We start from the raw sequence: 21,358 nt of genomic DNA, 5'->3' as shown, positions 1-21,358 counted from the left end.
CAGCCTTCGCTCCGCCGCAGCCCTTGTCCCGCCACAGCCCTTGTCCCGCCGCAGTTGCCGGCACCGGCCGGCAGCCGGGTGACCGGTCAGGCCAGCAGCGCCTCGAGCCGCCGGTTGACCGCCGCCAGGGTCGCCCGGACCACGGCCTGCCGTGGATCGCCGGCGACCAGCGCCGACCCGGCGAGCTGCTCGACCCAGCCGTCGCAGACCAACAGCACCACGACCGTGGCCACCTCGCAGTTGCCGAACGGCACCACTGCCGCGTGCTCGACGAAGCACCGCCCCTGGTCGGCGTCCTGCTCCCCGCCGCGCAGCAACTTGTCGACCGCCGCCGCGGCGGCGACCGCGCAGAGCCGCAGCACGTAGCCGTCCACGGCGGGCCCGGTGGCGTGCCCCGCCGCGCTCTCCGTACCGGCGAAGAGCCGGACCTCGACGGTGGCGTCGAGGCCGAACGTGCTGACCTGGACGTGGTCGATCACCACCCGGGGGCCCGGAACCCCGCCGGTGTCCAGCGGTCGCGACGGCGCGGTCTCCGTCGTGGTCATCTGACCGCCCGAGTACGAGGCGCCGAGCGTCGCCGGGCTGCCGGTCGCGGCACCGGCCGTCGTCACCTGGCCCAGCTCCTCCACGGCGGCCCGGCCACGATGCCCGGTCGGCTGGCGGCGACGGCGCGGCGGCTCACCCGCCGGCTCGGGTCGACGGTCGACCCGGTACGGCGGGGCCTCGGCCGGCGCGCGGCCCTCGGGCACTCGCGGACCGGTGCCCCGGGCGTCGGGGACCCGGGCGTCGGGCAGCGGGTCCGCCGAGCGGCGCCGCACCGGCGGGGGCGGCGGGGTGTTGGGGATCCCGGGGACGTTCTGCGGCGCGGCGGCCAGCCCCATCCGCTCCTGGAGCAGGCGGGCGACGTGCCGGCTCACCTCGGCCGGGTCCGCGCCGTCGGCGAGGTCGAGGCGGAGGCTGTGCGCCCCGGCCGGGGTATGGCGCAGCGCGGCGTCCCGCACCCCGGCGACCCCGCGGACGGCGTCGAGGATCGCGTTGACGTCGAACCCCTCGGGCCGTTCCTGCGGCGGCGCGGGCTCGTCGTCCCTGCGCAGATGGGTGGCGATGCGGGCGAGTTCCGGGGTTTCAGCAGGTGGCTCCACGGCTGGCGGCTCCGGCACGATGGGCACGTCCGGCTCGGCGGGGACGCGCTGCGGCAGCACCGCCGAGGTGCGGTCCGGCTGCCGGTCCTCGTCGACCGGGGTGGCCGGGAATCCCGGGTCGGGTGCGGATCGGCGGGCCGCGTACGGGGGTGCGCTCGTCGGGACGGGCGCGGGTGGGGTCCGGATGAGCCGCCCGATCCCGCTCGTGGCGGTCGCGGCGGCGGGCCCGGCGCTGGTGGGGGCCGGCGGTTGGCCGGGGGCCTCGGCGGGCAGGGTGTCATCGGGGACAGGACGTAGCCGGAACGGCCGGGCGGCGCGCAACTCGGCGGATTCGACGGCCGCAGTGGCCGCGGCGTCGTGACCGGACGCGGACGGCCCGGGTGGGGCTGGTGGGGCGGAGGCGGGCCGCCCACCGGCCCAGGCGGGGCGCTCGACCTGGTCAGGTGCCGGCCGGCCGGCCGGCGCGTACCCGGGACCGGGCTCGGGCCGGGGGAACTCGTACGGCGGGCCGGCCTCTGGGTGTGGCGGCTGGTAGGGCCGGGCGGGTTCGGCCCGCGCCGGCTCGTACGACCGGGCCGGTTCGGCCGGGTACGGGCGATCCGGCTCGGCAGCGTGTGGGCGGGCCGGCTCGGCCAGGTACGGGCGATCCGGCTCGGCAGCGTGTGGGCGGCCCAGCTCCGCAACGTAGGGTCGACCCGTCTCGGGCTGGTAGCCGCGGCTCTGGTCCGGGGCCCAGTCGACGGCCCGGTCCTCGCGGGACCGGCGACCGGCCGGTTCGCTTGCCTCCTCGCGGGACCGGGGGGCGGCCGGGTCCACGTCCCCACGGGACCGACGACCGGCGGCCTCCTCCTCCCCCCGGGTACGGCGGGCGGCCGGGTCCTCCTCCTCGCGGGACCGACGGCCGGGGCCACCGCCCTGTTCGCGGGGCCACGGCGGCGCCCAGCTGCCGCCCCAGCTCGGCCGGTTCCAGTCGGGGCCGGCCCAACCCGGCTCGGGGTTCGCCGCGCGCTCGCCGGCTCGCTCCCACGCGGCTCGGCGGTCGTCGACACCCGGGCGGTCGCCCAGGGCCGGATGGCCGTCGACGCCCGGGCGGTCGTCCGGGACTCGGCGGTCGTCGACGCCCGGGTGGTCAACGGCGGCCGGCAAGTAGCCGGCCCGGTCGGCGGCGGGCGACAGGGCGGGGTGACCGGCGGCGGGCGGGCCGCCACCGCCGGGCGAATCGGCGGCCTGCCCCTGCTCGGCCGCCGGACGGCCGCCCTGTGCCGCCCCGGACGGGCGGGTCGCCCGGTCGACGCCGGACGGATCTGCCTGCGGGTGGCCGCGCGGGTCGACGTCGGGCGGGAAGCGGTCGGCCCAGTCGGACGGACGGTCGGCCCAGTCGGACGGCGCTCCACCGGACGCGCTCGGCTCGGGGGCAGAGCGGTCGGGGATGGGGGCGTGCAGCCCGGACGGCACCTCGAAGCCGGAGGCGGCCGTGCCGGGCGGCGGCACCGGCACGGCGGGCGGTACGGACGACGGGGCGCTCACGTCCGGCCAGCGGCCGGTAGGGGCCGCCGGAGCCTCCTCGGAAGCGTGCCGGGAGACGGCTTCCGCCTCACCCCCGTGCTGCGGGCCGGCCGACCGTTCCAGCGCCGGGGCGGGACGCTGCGCGGGGACGGCCAGCCGGTCGCCGCCGCCCCGGCCGGGCTCCCCGCCCAGCGGCGGCGCGCTGACCGGCGCCTGGCGGCCCACCGGCGACTCCTCCCCGGCGTGGGTCGCCCCGTTGACGTGCGAATGGCCGTTGACCCGGGCCTGCGGCCCCGGCTCGGGGGGCAGGCCGGGCAGCGGTGCCGGAAGGTCGCCGTGACGCGGCGACGAGGCGCCCCAGCCGGAGACGGGGTCGGACCGACGCCAGGGGCTCGGCGACTCCTCACCGCCGGTGGGCCAGCCGGTCACCGGGGGCGCCCATCCGCTGGAGGAACGGGCCAGGTCATCCTGCTGACCCGTCCCGTCGCCGTGCTCTCCCGGGGTGGCGGCACCGGGTTGCCCTGTTTCAGTCACCGCGCGCTCCTTGGTCGCCCCCGCTGAGGCTACCGTGTGGTGACAGTGGCGATAAGTTACAGCGGCGGGCCAATTCCGCGAGGGGTTCACGAACCCCGACCGGTTCGGGCGATAAATGCCGGCTCGTACGAACAGTTTCGGAGGTTCCCATGACGGCTGTGGGGAACGGTGCCCAGACCGCCGGCCGGCCCACGCGCCTGCCCCGCTCGGCGCGGCGCAAGCAGCTGCTCGCGGCGGCGCAGGAGGTGTTCGTCGCGCAGGGCTACCACGCCGCCGCGATGGACGACATCGCCGAGCGGGCGGGGGTCTCGAAGCCGGTGCTCTACCAGCACTTCCCAGGCAAGATGGACCTCTACCTGGCTCTGCTGGACACGCACTGCGACGCGATCTTGGCCAAGGTGGACGACGCCATGCGCGGCACCAACGACAACAAGGAGCGGGTCAGCGCGTCGGTGCGCGCCTATTTCGACTTCGTCGACCACGAGAGCGAGGCGTTCCGTCTGGTCTTCGAGTCCGACCTGCGCAACGACCCGGCCGTGCGGCAACGCGTGGAACGGGTGGAGCAGGGCTGCATCGCGGCGATAACCGACACGATCATCTCCGACACCGGGGTCAGTCGGGCGCACGCCGAGCTGCTCGCCTCGGGGCTGGTCGGCGCGGCGGAGACGGCGGCGCAGTTCTGGCTCGCCGATGGCCGGCAGGTGCCCAAGGCGGAGGCCGAGGCGCTCGTGGCCGCGCTGTCCTGGCGGGGTATCGCCAGCTTCCCGCTGCAGGGTGAGTCAGCCTGAACATCCGGCCGCGAGATCGGATAGCCTTCCCACGGCGGCTTTTTCGCCCCAGTTGAGGAGGCACCGTGGAGGTCAAGATCGGCGTGCAGTACGCGCCGCGCGAGCTGGTTCTGGAGAGCGCGCAGTCGCCGGCCGAGATCGAGCAGATCGTGACCGACGCCATGGCCAAGAGCGAGGGGACGCTCTCCCTGACCGACGAGAAGGGCCGGCGGGTCATCGTGCCGGTCGGCAAGGTGGCCTACGTCGAGATCGCCGAGGCGTCACCGCGGTCGGTCGGCTTCACCGTCCGCTGATCCGTCCGGCGTCCGTGGCGGGGTGCGGCACGCGTGCACCGTCCGCCACGGACGCCGTCGTGCGGTCCGCCGCGGACGCCGTCGTGCGGTCCGCCGGTGGGCAGCGCCCCCGCCTCCCCCGCGCGACCAGCGCGGTGAGCACGCCCCGCTAGGCCGCGGGCGGCCCGCCCGGCCGGGGAGAGCCGGCGATCCCCCGCAGGAGTCGTCGCTGACCGCGTCGCCCGCGTACGCCTTGGTCACCGCCTCCTGCCGGCCCTTCGACTCGCGACCGCCCCCGCCGGGCTGCGGGTGCCCGAAATCGCCCCCGGTGACCGGACAGGCGGACCGAACCTGTGTCCCAGGTCACACTTGGCACCCCCGAATGTCGGGCCACACCCCTGAACAGGGACGACACAGCGGCGGCTCAGGTAGGATTGAGCAGTTGCCGAGGGCACCGATCTGACCGAGGTCCGGTCTGATCCCGTAGTACATACCCCCGGCGCGCGTGCGGCCCGGTCCGGCTCGGCGATTCCGCCCCCGACCGTGTGGCCCGCGCAACTACCGACCGCGCCCTGAGGACATGAGGGGCGCACCACGAGAGGGCACCCCTAAATCCATATGAGCGAGCAGATTCTCGATCTCACAGGCGGCCACGAGCTGGCCCCGACCGCCCCGGTCCGCCCGGAGGCCCCCACGTTCGCCGAGCTCGGCGCCCGGCCGGAGACCGTCGAGGCGTTGGCCGCGGCCGGCATCACCCGCGCGTTCGCCATCCAGGAGTACGCGATCCCGATCGCGCTGCGCGGCGTCGACATGATCGGCCAGGCGCCGACGGGCACCGGCAAGACCCTCGGCTTCGGCGTGCCGCTGCTGGAGCGGGTCTTCGCCCCCGCCGAGGGCGGCGACGGCGTGCCGCAGGCCCTCGTCGTCGTCCCCACCCGCGAGCTGGGCATCCAGGTCGCCAAGGACCTCGCCGCCGCCGGCCGGACCCGGGGCGTCCGGGTGCTGCCGATCTACGGTGGCGTGGCGTACGAGCCACAGATCGACGCGCTGCGCAAGGGCGTGGAGATCCTGGTCGGCACCCCCGGCCGCCTGATGGACCTGCAGAAGCAGAAGCACCTGCGGCTCGACCGGGTGCACGCGCTGGTGCTCGACGAGGCCGACCGGATGCTCGACCTGGGCTTCCTCGACGACGTCGAGAAGATCCTCAAGATGCTGCCGGAGGACCGGCAGACGATGCTCTTCTCGGCCACCATGCCGGATCCGATCGTCACCCTGTCCCGGCGCTTCCTGCGCCAGCCGATGACGATCCACGCCGGGCACACCGCCGAGACCGGGCCGTCGCCGCAGACCGAGCAGCTGGTCTACCGCACCCACTCGATGAACAAGGTCGAGATCGTCGCCCGGATCCTCCAGGCGGAGGGGCGCGGGCTGACCATGATCTTCACCCGCACCAAGCGAGCCGCCGACCGGGTCGCCGAGGATCTCGACTTCCGCGGCTTCGCCGTGGCCGCCGTGCACGGCGATTTGGGCCAGGGCGCCCGGGAGCGGGCCCTGCGCGCGTTCCGGGCGGGCAAGATCGACATCCTGGTCGCGACCGACGTGGCCGCCCGGGGGCTGGACGTCACCGGCGTCACCCACGTCATCAACTACGACTGCCCCGAGGACCAGGACACCTACACCCACCGGATCGGTCGTACCGGCCGGGCCGGCGCCACCGGCGTCGCGGTGACCTTCGTCGACTGGGACGACATGCCCCGCTGGCGGATCATCGACAAGACGCTCGGGCTGGACATGCCGGAGCCGCCGGAGACGTACCACACCTCGCCGCACCTCTACACCGACCTGGACATCTCCCGCGACGTCAGCGGGACGCTGCCGACGGCGGAGCGGACCCGGGCCGGGCTGTCGGCCGAGGTCGAGGAGGACCTCGGCGGCCGGCCCCGGCGCGGTGAGAGCGCCGGTGGTGGCCGTGGTGGCTCCCGACGAGGCGAGGGCCGCGGGCGCGACGAGGCACGCGGCCGCGACGAGGGCCGCGGGCGTGGCGAGCGCCGCCCGAGCCGCTCCGGTCCGGCCGCCGAGCCGGACTCCGCCGAGGCCACGGTCGACCAGGCCGCAGAGGAGGGCACCCGGACCGCGCGCCCCCGTCGGCGTCGCCGCCGGGCCGGCGAGGTGGTGGCCGGCGAGCCGACCGCGGTGATCTTCGTCGAGCCGACCGGCGCAGAGCCGACCGGCGCTGAGCCGGCCACGGCCGCCGCCGACGGGGAGCCGGGCAAGCCGCGCCGCCGCCGACGCCGTCGGGGTGGCTCCGGCACGGGTACGCCTGCCGAGGCGACCGCCGACTGACCCACGTCCCAGACGTCGACATCCCCCGCACCGGCCCGCCGGAGCGGGGGATGTCCCGTTCCGGCCGGCCCGTCCCTCGACGGGGCCGGCCGCTGGACGGGGCAGGTAGTGCGACGAGGAAGATGGAGAGATGCCCGAACCGCTGGACGCCGCCCTGACCGAGGTCCGGGCGCTGCTGCTCGACCCCTCGCTGACCCGGGCGGTCGCCGCCGGCCGCCGTCGCGGGCACCGCCCCTCGATGGTCCGCGCCGAGTTGCGCCCGGTCGCCCTCAAGGCCGGCCCCCGGTTGCAGATCGCCACCTCCGACGGGGCGCGCCCCTACACCCGCAACGTCGCGCCCGGGACGGAGGCCGGCGCGGCGGTGGACGCCCTGCTGGCCGAGCCGTTCGGCAACTGGCACGTGGAGACCGCTGACGTGACGCTCCAACTCCGGGTGACCAAGTCCGGTGAGGCGCAGGTGCACCGGGTCGCCGCCACACGTCCCGCACCGGAGCCGGGCGGCCATGACCGGGCCAAGGAGTGGCTGCTCGACCCGGGCGACGAGATCTTCGCCGAGATCGGCGGCTCGGCGGCGAAGCGCCGACAGGTGGACGCGTTCCTGCGGGCGCTGGCCGCCACCCTGCCGGACGACCTCACCGGCCCGCTGCGGGTGGTCGACCTGGGGTGCGGCAACGCGTACCTGACCTTCGCCGCGTACCGATACCTCTCCCAGCGGGGGCTGGACGTGCGGCTGGTCGGCGTCGACGTGCGGGAGGACCAGCGGCGGCGCAACACCGAGCTGGCCGAGCGGCTGGGCTGGGCCGACCGGGTGAGCTTCGTGGCCGGCACGATCGCCGACGCGGTCGTCGAGCCCTCGCCCGACCTGGTGCTGGCGCTGCACGCCTGCGACACCGCCACCGACGAGGCGCTGGCCCGCGCCGTGCGGTGGGACGCCCGGTGGGTGCTCGCCGCGCCGTGCTGCCACCACGACCTCGCCGCCCAGCTACGCGCCCGGCCGGCCCCGTCCCCGTACGAGCTGCTGACCCGGCAGGGAATCCTGCGCGAGCGTTTCGCGGACGTGCTGACCGACTCGCTGCGGGCCGCGCTGTTGCGGCTGCACGGGTACCGGACCGAGGTGGTGGAGTTCGTCGACTCCCGGCACACCCCCCGCAACCTGTTGATCCGGGCCCGCCGGGTCGGCACCGCGGCCGACCCCGGGCAGCGGGCGGAGTACCGCGCCCTGCTCGACCAGTGGCAGGTCACCCCACGCCTGGAGACGCTGCTCGCCGCCCGGGAGGGTTGACCCCGCCCCGGGGCGTCGACGGTCCGTCAGCGGCGACGTTCGCCGTTGCCGCCCCGGTCCGGCGTCCGTTCGTTGGTGGAGCTGCGGCCGAACATCGACACCCGGTCCCCGGTTCCCCGGCCGAAGCGCTCGCCGTCGGACGACACCGTCGGGAAGGGCACCACCTTGCCCGGGGTCTCGGCGTTACCGGCGGCGGCGAACGCGTTCCAGGAGATGTCGACCAGCAGCCGCTTGAGCTCGGCGTGCCGCACGGCCGCGTTGCGTTGCAGGGCCATCCGGGCACCGAGCACCACGCCGACGAGCGTCGTGGTGACCGCCCCGGCGGCGGCCAGGACGTGGGCTCCGTCGGCCTGGGCGTCGCCGAGCACGAGGACCAGGAGCCAGATCCAGAAGCCAGCGGCGAAGACGCCCGCCTTGGCCACGAAGAAGAGGCTGACCGCGCCCGGACGGTAGGGCGTGGGACGGCTCGGATCGGCCATGCTGCTCCTCATCGACGCGGCCGGTGGGGGACGGGCGACCGCGGACGGTAGGTGGACGAGCATCGAGCTTAGTTGACGTTCGACAAGCACCGACAGTCGCGATCCTGACCGCCGAGAACCAGCCCCGGCACGTCCACCAAGAAGACATGAGCGATCTTCGCAGGTCACCCGGGGGCCACGGCGCGGACGCCGATCAAGGGGCGGGCGGCGGCTTGCTTCCCCCGTCGGGGGTACTACGCTCGAAGGGCACCGTCCGGTGCTCCAGCCGGGAAGGAAGACCCCGCAGGGATGGCCGCGTCAGAGGTTTCGCCGCAGATGGCCTTCGCACGATTCGTGCGGCGGGCCATCGACGACGCTCGGGAAGAGCGCGGCTGGACCGTCAGCGATCTCGCGGGTCACACCGGGGTCGGCCGTTCCACCGTCTTCCGCTGGCTGGCCGGCGACTGGCACGACTATCCGGAGCTGGCGAAGGTGCGCGGCTTCTGCGGAGCCCTCGACCTGCCCGTGGCGGCGGCCTTCCGGGCCCTCGGTCTGCCCGACGCGGGCCCCGCCCCGCGCCGACGAGGGGACGAGGGGCCGGTCGAGGCCGACGTCCGGGTCATCCTCCAGCGACTGGCCGACCCGGCGGTGCCGGCCGAGGAGAAGCACCACATCCGCGACCTGCTGCGCTACCTGGCCCGCCGCCCCGTCCGCCGCGCCGGCTGAGCGGCACCGCCGAGGCGGTCCGTCCGGCCGCGCCGGTCGAGCGGGACGCGGCAGCGGTCCGTCGGTCGCGCCGGCCGCCCGGGGTGACGCCGACGGTCAGGGCGCCGTGAGGGTGAACTCGGCGGTCCGCACCTCGCCGGCCACCTGGAAGTCGAAGTACAGGCGGTAACGCCCCGGCCCCGGCACGGTCAGTTGGAAGGTGACCCCGTCCGTGGCCGGCCCCGACTCCGGGTGCACGTGCAGGTAGCCCAGGTCCCCCTCGCGCAGGGCCACCAGATGCCCGTACGCGCCCAGGTAGCGCTCCAGCGTCGGGGTGGCGTCACCGGCACGGACCGCGAACCGGAGCGGCCTGGTCGCGCCGATCCGAGGCTCGCCGGACCAGCTCACCGTGAACCCGTCCACGGTGGCGGTGCGGGTCGGCTCGGGCAGCGGCCGGGGCGTGTGGTCGCCGGGGACGGCGAGGTCGACGCCGAGGACGCGGGCGCTCTGCCCGCCGTCGACGGTGACGAGGGTGAAGTCCGCGTACGCCCGCCACACCCCGGCCTGCGGCAGGGTCAGCGGGACCGACCAGGTGCCGTCGGCGGCCATCGCCGGGTGCAGGTGCTGGTAGCCGCTGAGGTCCCGGCGTACCACGATCAGGTGCATCGGCTTGTCGTGCACGACCGCGAAACGGGTCACCGGCCGGCCCTGGACGTCCCGGACCTGGAACCGGAACTCGCCCGGCCGCCCGGCGGCGAGGCCGGTGGACAGCGGGGTCAGGGTCCAGCCACCGGAGCCGACCGCGAGGCCGCCGACCTCGGTCGCTCCGTCGGTGTCGGTGCCGATGCCGGTGCTGGTGCCGTGCTCGTGTGCCCCGGTGCCGGGCGCGTCGGTGTGGTCCGTGGCGGCCGTCGAGGTCCGCCCGGTCGCGTCGGCGGGCGCCGGGTTGAGCCGCCCGAGGCCGAAGCCGAGCAGCACCGCGAGGATCAGCCCGCCCACCACCAGCGCGAGCCGCAGCGTGCCCCGGTCCACCAGCGCCCCGGCCGCCTCCGGCACGTCGCCCCCGGGCGGGGATGGCGGCGACGCGGGCACCTCGGCCGGGCCGGGCCGCTGATCGGTCATGGCCCCACGGTACCGCCGGGTCATCCACCGGCCGGCCAACGACTGCGCGGCGTGGCACCGGTCGCAATCCGCCCCGCCCGGGAACTTTCCGTCCCGGTCGCATCCGGGTCGCCGCCCTGGCTGTCCCCCGACGCGGGACCCCCCCCGGCCTCCACCCGAGGGCCGCCGGCCGGCGCCGCCCAGGGAACCGAGCAGCGCCGGCCGGCGCCGCCCAGGAACCGAGCCGCGTCGGCCGGGGACGGCCGGGAACCGAGCAGCGTCGGCCGGCGCCGCCCAGGAACCGAGCAGCGTCAGCCGGGGGGACGGCCGGGGACCGAGCGTCCGTCAGCCGGCGACGGCCAGGGCGAGGGGGAGCACGTCGGGCGCGCCGGCCCGGCGCAGCAGCCGGGTCACCATGGTCAGGGTCCAGCCCGTGTCCACCAGGTCGTCGACGAGCAGCACCGGGCCGTCCAGCCCGGCGAGCACGCCGGCCAGCTCGTCCGGCACTGCGAAGGCGTCGTGCAGGGCGCGTACCCGCTGGGCGCTGTTGCCGCGCGGCCCGGCCGGGCCGGCGGACCCTGCGGGGACCACCTGGCCGAGCAGCGGCAGCCGGCCCACCGCGGCGATCCGCTCGGCGAGCGAGCCGACCAGCACGGGCCGCCGCCGGGAGCCGACCGCGACCACGCCGACCGGGCGGCGCGGCCACGGGTCGTCGCCGTGCGCCCACGCCTTCAGCACCTCGACCACCGCCCCGGCCACGTCGTCGGGGACCGGCCCGTCCGCCGCGTCGGGCCCGACCAGCTCGCGCAGCCGACCGCCCCAGCCCAGGTCGGACAGCCGCCCCACGGCCCGCCCCGGCAGCGCCTGCTCCGCCGGGGGAATCCGGCCCTTCAGCGGTACGCCCACCGCGTCCAGCCCGGTCGGCCACAGCTTCTTCGGCGCGATCTCCACCCCGGGCCGCCCGAGGTACGCCTGCGCGGCGCCCTGCGCCGGCCCGGACACCTCGGGCGTGAACAGTGGCCCCGCGCACCGGTCGCACCGGCCGCAGTCGCCCGCCCCGACGTCGTCCAGGCACTCGCGCAGGTACCGCATCCGGCAGCCGGGTGTGGTCGCGTACTCGCGCATGGCCTGCTGCTCGGCGGTGCGGGCCTGGGCGACGCGGCGCAACCGGGCCTCGTCGTAGGCCCAGGGCTCCCCGGTGGCGAGCCAGCCGCCGCGCACCCGGCGCACCGCGCCGTCCACGTCGAGCACCTTGAGCATCAGCTCCAGCCGGGCCCGGCGCAGGTCGACGACCGGCTCCAGGGCCTGCGTGGACAACGGACGGTCGGTGTGCAGGGCGGCCAGCACGGCCCGGACCTGTTCCTCCGGCGGGAACGCGAGCGAGGCGAAGTACCGCCAGATGGCGGCGTCCTCGACGCCGGGCAGCAGCAGCACCTCGGCGTGCTCGACGGCGCGGCCGGCGCGGCCGACCTGCTGGTAGTAGGCGATCGGCGACGGCGGGGCGCCGAGGTGCACCACGAAGCCGAGGTCGGGCTTGTCGAAGCCCATGCCGAGCGCGCTCGTGGCGACGAGCGCTTTGATCTTGTTGTCGAGCAGGTCCTGTTCGGCGGCCCGCCGGTCGGCGTCCTCGGTCTGCCCCGTGTACGAGGCCACCGGGTATCCCCGCGAGCGGAGGAACTCCGCCGTCTCGCCGGCCGCCGCCACGGTCAGCGTGTAGATGATCCCCGACCCGGGGAGCCGGTCCAGATGGTCGGCGAGCCAGCCGATCCGGTGCGCCGGGCTGGGCAGGTCCAGCACGCCCAGCCGCAGCGACTCCCGGTCCAGGGTGCCGCGCAGCACCAGCACGTCCGGGCGCTCGGCGGACGGGGTGGCCAGTTCGGTGCCGAGCTGTTCGGCGACGTCGGCGGTGACCCGGGCGTTGGCGGTGGCCGTGGTGGCGAGCACCGGCGTGCGCTCGGGCAGGTTGCCCAGGAACGTGCGCAGCCGCCGGTAGTCGGGACGGAAGTCGTGCCCCCAGTCGGAGACGCAGTGCGCCTCGTCGACCACCAGCAGGCCGGTCGTCGCCGCCAGCCTCGGCAGCACGGTGTCCCGGAAGTCCGGGTTGTTGAGCCGCTCCGGGCTGATCAGCAGGACGTCGACCGTGCCGTCGTGGATCTCGGCGGTGATCTGGTCCCACTCGTCCAGGTTCGCCGAGTTGATGGTCCGGGCCCGGATGCCGGCCCGGGCCGCCGCCTCCACCTGGTTGCGCATGAGCGCCAGCAGCGGCGACACGATCACGGTCGGCCCGTGCTCACCGCGCTCCCGTAGCAACGCGGTCGCCACGAAGTAGACCGCCGACTTGCCCCACCCGGTGCGCTGCACGCAGAGCACCCGACGCCGGTCGACCACCAGCGCCTCGATGGCCCGCCACTGGTCCTCCCGCAGCCGGGCGTGCTCCCCGGCCAGCCGGCGCAGCACCGCCTCGGCCCGTTCCCGTACCGCCGCCCGCTCCTGACTCATCCGACATGTCTACCAGCGCCACCCCTCCCACCCCCTCTCCCCTGCCCCACCCCGCCGCGTTGGTCGAGAGGTTTCAGTCACTCTCCGGGCCGCGCCTGACGCAAAGCTCTTGATCACCGGCGCGGGCACCGCCCGGCACCGCCGGGCGGTCGGCACTCGCCGTCGTGGTGGGCCCGCAGCGGGCAGCGTCGGCGGCCGTCGAGCAGCCGGTCGCAGAAGACCCGGTGGCGTACGTGCTGGGCGTCCTCCTCGGACACCGTCGTCTCCGCCCGGTCCACGTCGGCCAGGAAGGCGAGCGCCCGGGTGATCACGCGGGCGAACCCCCGGGCGGCGTCGAGGTCGGTGGCGAGTACCGGCAGGTGCACCACGAAGCGCTCCCGGCTCACCACCGGCCACCGTCCCGGCGCGGGCCGGACCCGGCCGGCGGCGCGAAGCGCGAGTGCCAACTGCGCAGCGCCCGCTTGATCCGGGCGTTCTCCTCGGTCGTGTGAGCCAACTCGCGGCGGGTGGCGGCCAACTCGCCGGCCACCAGGTCGAGGAACGCATGCACCTCCGCCGGGTCCAGGCCGCGCCGCACCGTGGCGAACCGCCGGTCCCGGACCTGCCCGGCGATCAACGGTCGGGTCGACTCCGGCCGGTACCAGCCGGCGTTCGGCGACCGGGTCTGCCGGCCCCGCCGGTTCACATCCCTTCTACTGGTTACGGACCGGACCATATTCAGCAGTTTGCGCACGGTCACTCCTCTCGTCGAGCCGCACGGTGGAAGGCGGCCCGGTCCGCAGACAGGGGATGCGGACCGGGCCGCCGGCCCCGCGACCGCAGCCCTCCTCGGCGGTACGACCCCGGAGCCAACCTGGGCGTCCGCCCCCGGGGCTTGCCGAACCAACCGGAGCCGGACAGCCAGAACCTACACCAGTATCTGGTGTAGCGCGACCCTCCGCTTTGCCGTGTTGACAGCCTGTTGCAGTTACTTGAGCAGGTAGGGCAGGATCAGAGTCGCCGAACCAACCGGAGTCCTCTGCATGCCCACAGCACCAGCGCCATTCAAAGTGATCGCCAACGACTTCACCACGAAGATCAAGAGTGGTGAGCTGAAGCCCGGCGACAAGCTGCCCTCTACGCGGCAGATCGCCGATCAGTACGGGGTCAGCATGAACACGGCCTATCGCGCCATGTCTCTCTTACACGATCGCGACTTGATCATTGGACAACCGGGTCGCGGGACCTACGTCGCCGAACGGCCCGGCCAGCCCACGTAGCAGCTCGCCCTCGCGACTCCCCCGCCGACGTCGCTGACGCCCATCCAGACGTTGGGCGGCTGCGCCGCGCTGGAAGCGGGGGCGGAACCGGGCGGGGCGGGGCAGCGGATCAGCGGCCGAGGACGGAGCCACCGTTGACGCCGAGCACCTGGCCGGTGACGTACCCGGCGTCGCGGCCGGCCAGGTAGCGGACCGCCCCGGCGATGTCGTCGGGCAACCCGGCCCGCCCGACCACGGTGGCGGCCACCCGCTTGGCGTGCCCCTCGGGGGTCATCCGGTCGCCGAAGAACTCGGTCTCTGCCACGTAGCCGGGGCTGACCACGTTGACCGTGATCTGCTCCGGGCCGAACTGTGCCGCCAGGTCGTACGCCCACCCGTGCAGCGCCGCCTTGGCCGCCGAGTACGCTCCGCCGCCGCCCCGCTGGGCGGCGATCGAGCTGAGCAGGATCACCCGGCCCCCGGGACGGCGCAGGACGGGCCGCAGCGCCTCGGTCAACAGCACGGCCGTCAGCACGTTGGCGTCCAGGTTGGCCCGCCAGTGTGCGGCGACCCCGGCCAGTGTGCCGGTGTCCCCGCCCAGGTATCCGCCGGCGTTGTTGACGACAGCGTCGACAGGCCGGCCGTCGACCGCCTCGACCACGCCGGACAGTTGTCCCGGGTCCGTCAGGTCGGCGACCACCGCCCGCACCGCCCCCGCCCTGCCGCAGTCCGCACCGATCCGCTCGGCGGCGGCTCGCAGCACGTCCCCCCGCCGCCCGACGACGACCACGTCGAACCCGTCCGCGACGAGCCCTCGGGTGACGGCCGCCCCGATCCCTGTCCCACCGCCACTGACAACCGCCAACCGCCCCGCCTCACCCATCCCGCGCCTCCCATGTCGACCCTTATCGATCATGAAGTTATCAACGCCCCGCCCGGCGTGTCATGGCGATAACTTCATGATCACCGAGTTGGGGGTGAGGGAGGGGAGGGGGGAGGGGGGTCCGGGGGCGTGGTCGGGTGGGGGTTTGGGCACCGGTGGGCGGACGGGAAAGGAAGATTGGCTGGTGCGCCGGTTTCTTCGTCATCCCGTCCGGCTGGTGCCGTTCGGGTTCCTGGCGGTGATCCTGCTCGGCACCGGGTTGCTGATGCTGCCGGCCGCGACCAGCGAAGCCCGCTACACCCCGTTCACCACGGCGCTCTTCACCGCCGCCTCGGCGGTCTCCGTCACCGGTCTGACCGTGGTCGACACCCCGGTCTACTGGAACGGGTTCGGGTTGGTGATGATCACCGTGTTGACCCAGGTCGGCGGGCTCGGCATCCTGACCGGCGCGACCCTGGTGATCCTGGTGGTCGCCCGGCAGCTCGGACTGCGCAACCGCCTGCTGGTGCAGGCCGAGACCGCGGAGTTCGGCGTCGGCGACGTACGCCGGCTGCTGCTGCGCATCGCCGCCACCGTCGGCGCCTGCGAGGCGGTGATGACCGCCGTCCTCGCCGGCCGGTTCTGGCTCGGCTACGACTACCCGCCCGGCCGGGCGCTCTGGTACGGCCTCTTCCACGCCGTGCAGGGGTTCAACAACGGCGGGTTCGCGCTCTTCTCCGACAGCCTGATTGGCTTCGCCCGGGACCCGTGGATCTGCCTGCCGATCGCGTTCGGCACGATCGTCGGCGGGCTGGGCTTCCCCGCGCTGTTCGAGGCCACCCGGGAGTGGCGCCGCCCGGGCCACTGGGCGATCGCCACCAAGCTCACCGTCTGGGGCAGCGCGGTGCTGCTGGCGGTCGGCTTCGTCGGCCTGCTGGCGGCCGAGTGGTCCGACCCGCGCACCATCGGCACGTACGACGTGCCCGGCAAGGTGCTGGCCGTCTTCACCCAGGACGCGGTGCTCCGCACCGGCGGGTTCGCCACCCTCGACACCGCGGGGCTGGACGAGGAGAGCATTCCGCTGCTGATCGCTCTGATGTTCATCGGCGGCGGCAGCGCCAGCACCGCCGGCGGGATCAAGGTCTCCACGTTCTTCCTGCTCGGCTTCGCCATCTGGGCCGAGCTGCGCGGTGAGCCGGACGTCACGGTGGGCCGCCGCCGGGTGTCCACCGCGAGCCTGCGCCAGGCGCTGACCGTGGCGCTGCTCAGCGTCGCGCTCGTGGTCGGCGGCACGGTCGTCCTGCTGCTGCTGACCGAGGGACTGCCCTACCACCGGGCGCTGCTGGAGGTGACGTCGGCGTTCAGCACCACCGGCCTGTCCACGGGCGTCGCATCGACCGTCGCCGACCCGGGGCAGTTCGTCCTGACCCTGCTGATGTACGTCGGTCGGGTCGGCCCGCTCACCCTCGGGTCCGCAATCGCGTTGAACACCCGACGACGCCTGTACCGCTACCCGGAGGAGCAACCCATTGTCGGTTAGGAACACGGACGACAGAGGTATCGCGGTGATCGGTCTCGGGCGGTTCGGCTGCCACCTGGCCACGTCGCTGACCCAGCTCGACCACGACGTGCTCGCCATCGACCGCGGCGCCGGCCAGGTGCAGAGGTGGTCCCAGTACCTGGAGCGGGTGGTGCAGGCGGACGCCACCGAGGAGGGAGCGCTGCGCCAGCTCGGGGTGACCGGCTTCCGGCGGGTGGTGGTGGCGATCGGCGCGTCGGTGGAGGCCAGTGTGCTGACCGTCCTCGCGCTGGCCGAGCTGGGCGTGCCGCAGATCTGGGCCCGGGCGACCTCGGACAAACACGCCAAGATCCTCGCCTCGGTCGGCGCCCATCACGTGATCTTCCCGGAGGCGGAGACCGGTGAGCGGGTGGCGCACCTCATCGTCAGCAAGATACTGGACTTCATCGAGTTCGGCGACGACTTCGCCATCGCCAAGGTCCGGGTGCCGGACACCCTGGTCGGGCGGCCACTGCGCGAGCTTGCCCCGGCGGACCGCTACGGGGTGATGGTGGTCGGCGCGAAGCTGCCCGGTGAGCGGTTCCGGTACGCGGACCCGACCACCGTGCTCACCGCGGGCAGCGTGCTGGTCGTCGAGGGGAGCATCGCCCAGGTGCAGCGCTTCGCCTCGCTGACCTGACGATCACTTGCCCTTGCCCTTGCCCTTGCTCTTACCGGCCCCCTTCCCCGTGGTCACTGCCCTTTTCCCTTGTCAGCCCCCTTGGCCTTGCCGGGTTTGGCGGGCTTCTCGGCCTTGGCGGGCTTCTCGGCCTTCGCCTTTGACCCGCCACCGGAGCCGCCCCCGGCCGAGGACCCGGAACCGGCCTTCGCGACCGTCGCCTTCTGCTTGGTGAGCTTCGCCGGGGCCTTCGTGGTCGGCACGGTGGTCGGCAGCGACCCGGCCACCCCGGAAACCTGCACCCGGCAGGCGGTGTCGCCGAGGCGGAACTCCACCGGCAGGGGGTTCGCGCCGGTGTACCGGCCGGTGAGGGCGACCTTGCGCGCCGCGCCGGGGGCCAACGCGGCCTGCGTCGCGGCGGGCCGGACCTCGACGGTGCGGCCCTGCTGCCGGACGGCCGGGTCGGCCTTCGTCACCGTCTGCTGACCGGGGAAGGTGAAGCTCATCGTCCAGTCCCGCAGCTCGCGGTCGCCGCTGTTGGTCAGGGTCAACTCGGCCGAGAAGTCCTTGCCGGAGTCCTTGCGCAGCGCGTAGTCGACGGCGCAGGGGGGCGGCCCGGTCAGCCCCATCCGGGCCTCGGTGGGCTGGTCCACGCCGCCGCTGGCCGGGCTGCGGGAGGTCACCCCCCACATCGTCGCGGTCACCGCCACCAGGCCCGCCGCCGCCACCCCCGCCTCGACCCTGCGCCGCCGGGTGGCGGCCCGGCGGCTGCGGGTACGCCCGGAGAACGGCAGCGCGTCGGTGTCGATCGACCAGGGCAGGATCGTGGTGCCGGCGTTGGCCAGCACGGCCGGGTCGAGCTGCGCCCCGTCGGCCGACCCGGGGGCCGGCGACACCGGCACCGCGGCCAGCATCCCGGCGGCCTCGGCGAGCGTACGGGCCACCTCGGCGGTGACCGGGCGGTCCGCGGGGCTCTTGGCCAGACAGCGGTGCACCAACGCGGCCACCTCGTCGGGCAGGCCGGGCACCTCGGGCATCGGCTCCGGTTCGGCGTACATGTGGGCGCGGAGCATCTGGGTGGTGGTGCTCGCCTGCCAGGGCAGCCGGCCGGTGAGCATCCGGTACAGCAGCAGGCCGACGGCGTACACGTCGGTGGCCGGGGAGACCTGGCCGTTGTCCAGCCGCTCCGGCGCCAGGTACGCGGGGGTGCCGAGCAGGGTGCCGTCCGGCCCCTTCTCGCTCTCCCCGGCCAGCGCCGAGATGCCGAAGTCGACCACCTTCACCCCGGTCGGGGTGAGCATGACGTTGCCCGGGGTCACGTCCCGGTGCACCACGCCCCGCGCGTGCGCGGCGGCCAGCGCCGAGGAGACCTCCGCGCCGATCGTCACCGCCTCCCGCCAGGGCAGCGTCCCGCCCCGGCCGAGCCGGGCGCTCAGCGAGCCGCCGTCGACCAGCTCCATGACGACGTACGGCACGGTCAGCCCGACCTGCTCGGACTCGCCGTAGTCGTAGACCCCCGTGATGTTGGGGTGGCAGAGCCGCGCGGCGGCCTGCGCCTCGATCCGGATCCGGTGCCGGAACGCCCGGTCGCTGGCCAGCCGGGAGGCGAGCACCTTCACCGCCACCTGCCGGCCCAGTACCTCGTCGTACCCTCGCCACACGACGGACATGCCGCCCGCGCCGAGTTGCTCGATCAGCCGGTATCGCTCACCGAGCAACTGTGCGCCGTTACGGACCGCTCCACCCATGGTCGGAGTTTTTGCCCGACCTGGGCATTCCTAACCCTCGACGGTCAGAATCGGTCGGCCAATCACCCGATCAGGCGGTCGCGAGCAGTTGGTCCACCGGGGCGTAGTCGTCTGTGAGTACCAGCGCGTCGCCGACGAACGCGTCCAGCACCTCGCCGGAGAGCACGCCCGCCGGCTCGGGCAGCCCGGAGACCCGCTGCTGCAGCGGGGCCAGCGGCAGCGGCGCGTCGGAGGCGACGATGAGAAAGTTGGACCCCACCAGCCCGGCGACCGCGTCGGGCGGGGCGACCAGGGCGACGTGCCGGAACGCGGCGGCGACGGTGGCCAGCTCGCTGCGGACGAACCGGCCGGGCGGGTAGTCGATGACGTTCTGCACGTAGATCCCGCCCGGGCGCAGCACCCGGTCGACCTCGTCGGCCATCTCCCGGGTGGCCAGGTGCCAGGGCACCACGAGGTGCCCGAAGGCGTCGCCGACCACCAGGTCACGGCTGTCGGCGGCCTCCCGGCCGACCAGCATCCGGGCGTCGCCGATCTCGGTGCGCAGGTCCGGGCCGGCGCGTACGCCGAGCTTCTCGCGGTCCAGCTCGACCAGGCCGCCGTCGATCTCGAAGACCAGGTTGCCGGTGCCGGGCCGGGTGGCGGTCAGGTAGCGCGGCACGGTGAAGCCGCCGCCGCCCAGGTGCAGGGCGTCCAGCCGCTGCCCGGCCGGCGCGGCCACGTCGGCCGCCGCGCCGATCCACTGCGTGTACGCGTACTTCAGGTGGGTCGGGTCGTTCAGGTCGACGTACGAGTGCTGGGCGGAGTTGAGCAGCAGCGTCCGCCCGGACGGGCGATCCGGATCGGTCTGCACCGACGCGCAGTGGTACGCCGTCTCCACGTCGCACGGGTTCGGGGCGACCGTGGTCAGCCCCGCCCCGACCAGCCCCAGCACCGCCGCCGCGACCTTCACCCGGCCGGGACCGGGCAGCCCGGCACGCCCCAGCCGGTGCAGGTACGCCCCAAGGCCCAGCCCGGTCACGCCGAGCAGCACCGCCAGGGCGAGCACGATCGCGGTGCTGGGCAGCGCGGCCACCAGCACGAACCCGGTCGACAGGGTGGCCGTGATGCCGCCGAGGGTGCCGATGCCGGATAGCCGGCCGACCACCTGACCGGTGCGCCGCAGGTCGGCGAGCTGGAGCTTGACCACCAGCGGGGTGACCGCCGAGAGCAGCGCCGCCGGCACGAACACGGCGAGCGCGGTGAGCAGCAGGACGGCGCCGGCCGCCCCGCCGCGCAGCAGCTCGCCGGCGTACCGGACGACCGGGAGGGTGATCGCGGTGGCGATGCCGGCGAGCACCAGCGCCGGGGCGATCAGGGTGCGCGGGTCCCGCCGGTCGGCCAGCCAGCCGCCGGTCCACGCCCCGTACGCGATCGCGGCCAGCGCGATGCCGATGACGGAGCTGGTGACCTGGAGGGTGACCCCCACGTACGGGCCGACCAGGCGCAGCGAGACGGTCTCCAGCACCAGCACCGCGCCGCTGGAGAGGAAGACCAGGAACGCGGCGAGACCGTTGGGCAGGGCGCGGGCGGCGGGCGGCGCGGGCCGCGCCGAGTCCACCGCGACGTCGGAGGATGAGCTGCTCACCGTCGCGATGGTACGCAGCGGACCTGGCAGTTCGGGTCAGTACATCGAGAGATGAACATGGTTCGTGTGGTCGGCGGCGGGGCTGCCGCTGCCGCTGTACGCCCGCCACCCGGTGTTCGGCATCCAGATCTGCCGGTACCAGATCACGTAGAGCACCCCGAGCCGGCTGGCGTTGTTCTTGTAGTAGTTGGCCAGGCTGTCGCCGTACGCCTTGTCCCCGCCGCTGGCCGTCTCGTCCTTGAAGCCGCTGGTGGCGGCGGAGAAGTCACAGGCCCGACCCTTGGGGTGCTCGCCGCCGCCGCCACCGCGGAAGCAGGAGACGTACCGCTTGTAGCCGGCGGCCTTCGCCTGTTGCATGGCGTGCAGGGTGCGCGGGGTGATGCAGCCGGAGGTGGTGGGATCGTTGACCGAGCAGGACTCCGAGGGCCAGGACCCGTCGGAGTTGCGCGGGGCCGGCTTGGCCGAGGAGGAGCCGCCGCTGAACCCGGCGCCGCTGCCGGAGCTGACCGTCGCGAGCGCCTTCTCGGCCTCCCGCTTCTTCTTCGCGAGCGCGGCGAGCTGCTTGCGCTGCTCGCGGACCTCCGTGTCGATGCCGATCTTGGCGCGGGTCGCCTCGTCGCGGGCCTGGGCCAGGTCGCGCAGCCGGCGGCTGTCGCGCTGGGCCATCACGTCCAGCTCGGCGGCGCGGCGCAGGAACGACTCCGGCGACGCGCTCCGCAGCAGCAGCGCCGGAGCGCTCACCCGCCCCAGCCGGTACGACTGCACGGCCACCTCGCTGACCTGCGCGTTCAGCTCCACCAGCCGGGTCTCGACGCTTTTGAGCCGGCCGGTCAGCAACTGCTGCCGGCGCTTGGAGTTGTCCAGCTTCGCCTTGGCCTCGATGTGCCCCTTGGCGGCGGCCTCCAGCGCCTCGCGCAGCTGCTTCGTCCCGCCCTCGTTCGGCTCGGCCGAGGCGGGCACCGCGCCGACGCCGAGCAGCAGCGCGACGGCGACCAGCAGCACCGTCAGCGGCCCGGTGCCGCGACGGCCGGCGGACACGGTCAGCGGCCCGGTGCCGTGACGCCGGATGAGGCTGGTAC

The 21,358-nt window shown here is 74.7% G+C and carries 18 protein-coding genes; 8 read left to right on the top strand and 10 right to left on the bottom strand.

Going from position 1 to position 21,358, the window contains the following annotated elements:
* Positions 1-86: 86 nt before the first annotated feature.
* Positions 87-3,182 carry a hypothetical protein gene (locus ABT023_RS20180; protein WP_502890724.1) on the bottom strand — a complete coding sequence of 1,032 codons (3,096 nt, stop codon included), beginning with the start codon at positions 3,180-3,182 and terminating at the stop codon, positions 87-89.
* Between the two features lie 149 nt (positions 3,183-3,331).
* Here ABT023_RS20180 and ABT023_RS20175 point away from each other — a divergent pair, with 149 nt between their 5' ends.
* The 4 genes from ABT023_RS20175 (at position 3,332) to ABT023_RS20160 (ending at position 7,867) form a co-directional block, all read left to right on the top strand.
* The gene (locus ABT023_RS20175) at positions 3,332-3,970 is read left to right on the top strand and encodes a TetR/AcrR family transcriptional regulator (protein ID WP_350887829.1); all 639 of its coding nucleotides are present in this window, start codon (positions 3,332-3,334) and stop codon (positions 3,968-3,970) included.
* A gap of 65 nt (positions 3,971-4,035) precedes the next feature.
* The gene (locus ABT023_RS20170) at positions 4,036-4,263 is read left to right on the top strand and encodes a DUF3107 domain-containing protein (protein WP_350887826.1); all 228 of its coding nucleotides are present in this window, start codon (positions 4,036-4,038) and stop codon (positions 4,261-4,263) included.
* A 597-nt stretch (positions 4,264-4,860) separates the two neighbouring features.
* Positions 4,861-6,585, top strand: a complete 1,725-nt coding sequence (locus ABT023_RS20165) for a DEAD/DEAH box helicase (RefSeq protein WP_350887823.1) — start codon at positions 4,861-4,863, stop codon at positions 6,583-6,585.
* A gap of 130 nt (positions 6,586-6,715) precedes the next feature.
* Positions 6,716-7,867, top strand: a complete 1,152-nt coding sequence (locus tag ABT023_RS20160) for a class I SAM-dependent methyltransferase (RefSeq protein WP_350887821.1) — start codon at positions 6,716-6,718, stop codon at positions 7,865-7,867.
* Positions 7,868-7,893: 26 nt separating this feature from the next.
* Here ABT023_RS20160 and ABT023_RS20155 read toward each other — a convergent pair whose 3' ends face one another.
* Positions 7,894-8,346 carry a hypothetical protein gene (locus ABT023_RS20155; RefSeq protein WP_350887819.1) on the bottom strand — a complete coding sequence of 151 codons (453 nt, stop codon included), beginning with the start codon at positions 8,344-8,346 and terminating at the stop codon, positions 7,894-7,896.
* A gap of 288 nt (positions 8,347-8,634) precedes the next feature.
* Between ABT023_RS20155 and ABT023_RS20150 the strand changes: the two genes are divergently transcribed.
* On the top strand, positions 8,635-9,051 hold the full coding sequence (locus ABT023_RS20150; RefSeq protein ID WP_350887816.1) for a helix-turn-helix domain-containing protein: 417 nt from the start codon (positions 8,635-8,637) through the stop codon (positions 9,049-9,051).
* A gap of 96 nt (positions 9,052-9,147) precedes the next feature.
* Here the strand turns inward: ABT023_RS20150 and ABT023_RS20145 are convergent, their stop codons facing one another.
* The 4 genes from ABT023_RS20145 to ABT023_RS20130 form a co-directional block, all read right to left on the bottom strand.
* Positions 9,148-10,152, bottom strand: a complete 1,005-nt coding sequence (locus tag ABT023_RS20145) for a DUF8832 domain-containing protein (protein ID WP_350887813.1) — start codon at positions 10,150-10,152, stop codon at positions 9,148-9,150.
* A 324-nt stretch (positions 10,153-10,476) separates the two neighbouring features.
* Positions 10,477-12,630 (bottom strand): RecQ family ATP-dependent DNA helicase, encoded by a 2,154-nt coding sequence (locus ABT023_RS20140; RefSeq protein ID WP_350887810.1) that lies wholly within the window; start codon positions 12,628-12,630, stop codon positions 10,477-10,479.
* Positions 12,631-12,743: 113 nt separating this feature from the next.
* Complete coding sequence (locus tag ABT023_RS20135; RefSeq protein WP_350887807.1) at positions 12,744-13,016, bottom strand: hypothetical protein; 273 nt, start codon at positions 13,014-13,016, stop codon at positions 12,744-12,746.
* The gene (locus ABT023_RS20130; protein ID WP_350887804.1) at positions 13,013-13,363 is read right to left on the bottom strand and encodes a DivIVA domain-containing protein; all 351 of its coding nucleotides are present in this window, start codon (positions 13,361-13,363) and stop codon (positions 13,013-13,015) included. The genes ABT023_RS20135 and ABT023_RS20130 overlap by 4 nt, the downstream gene beginning before the upstream one ends.
* A gap of 316 nt (positions 13,364-13,679) precedes the next feature.
* Here ABT023_RS20130 and ABT023_RS20125 point away from each other — a divergent pair, with 316 nt between their 5' ends.
* The gene (locus ABT023_RS20125; RefSeq protein WP_502890723.1) at positions 13,680-13,889 is read left to right on the top strand and encodes a winged helix-turn-helix domain-containing protein; all 210 of its coding nucleotides are present in this window, start codon (positions 13,680-13,682) and stop codon (positions 13,887-13,889) included.
* A gap of 109 nt (positions 13,890-13,998) precedes the next feature.
* Here the strand turns inward: ABT023_RS20125 and ABT023_RS20120 are convergent, their stop codons facing one another.
* On the bottom strand, positions 13,999-14,751 hold the full coding sequence (locus ABT023_RS20120; RefSeq protein WP_350887798.1) for an SDR family NAD(P)-dependent oxidoreductase: 753 nt from the start codon (positions 14,749-14,751) through the stop codon (positions 13,999-14,001).
* 184 nt (positions 14,752-14,935) lie between these two features.
* Between ABT023_RS20120 and ABT023_RS20115 the strand changes: the two genes are divergently transcribed.
* Both ABT023_RS20115 and ABT023_RS20110 read left to right on the top strand, forming a co-directional pair.
* Positions 14,936-16,270, top strand: a complete 1,335-nt coding sequence (locus ABT023_RS20115) for a TrkH family potassium uptake protein (RefSeq protein ID WP_350887796.1) — start codon at positions 14,936-14,938, stop codon at positions 16,268-16,270.
* 28 nt (positions 16,271-16,298) lie between these two features.
* Positions 16,299-16,928 carry a potassium channel family protein gene (locus tag ABT023_RS20110; protein WP_350887853.1) on the top strand — a complete coding sequence of 210 codons (630 nt, stop codon included), beginning with the start codon at positions 16,299-16,301 and terminating at the stop codon, positions 16,926-16,928.
* A 53-nt stretch (positions 16,929-16,981) separates the two neighbouring features.
* Here ABT023_RS20110 and ABT023_RS20105 read toward each other — a convergent pair whose 3' ends face one another.
* From ABT023_RS20105 to ABT023_RS20095, 3 genes are all read right to left on the bottom strand, one after another.
* Positions 16,982-18,655, bottom strand: coding sequence for a protein kinase domain-containing protein (locus tag ABT023_RS20105; protein ID WP_350887794.1), 1,674 nt, complete (start codon positions 18,653-18,655; stop codon positions 16,982-16,984).
* A gap of 70 nt (positions 18,656-18,725) precedes the next feature.
* On the bottom strand, positions 18,726-20,279 hold the full coding sequence (locus ABT023_RS20100; protein WP_350887792.1) for a fused MFS/spermidine synthase: 1,554 nt from the start codon (positions 20,277-20,279) through the stop codon (positions 18,726-18,728).
* Positions 20,280-20,315: 36 nt separating this feature from the next.
* Positions 20,316-21,317, bottom strand: a complete 1,002-nt coding sequence (locus ABT023_RS20095) for a coiled-coil domain-containing protein (protein ID WP_502890728.1) — start codon at positions 21,315-21,317, stop codon at positions 20,316-20,318.
* Positions 21,318-21,358 lie beyond the last annotated feature (41 nt).

It is taken from the genome of Micromonospora sp. NPDC002296, from assembly GCF_040296145.1.
In the GTDB taxonomy this organism is placed as follows: Bacteria; Actinomycetota; Actinomycetes; order Mycobacteriales; family Micromonosporaceae; genus Micromonospora.
Note: the sequence above shows the minus strand (reverse complement) of the source record. Positions and strands in the feature narration are given on the sequence as shown.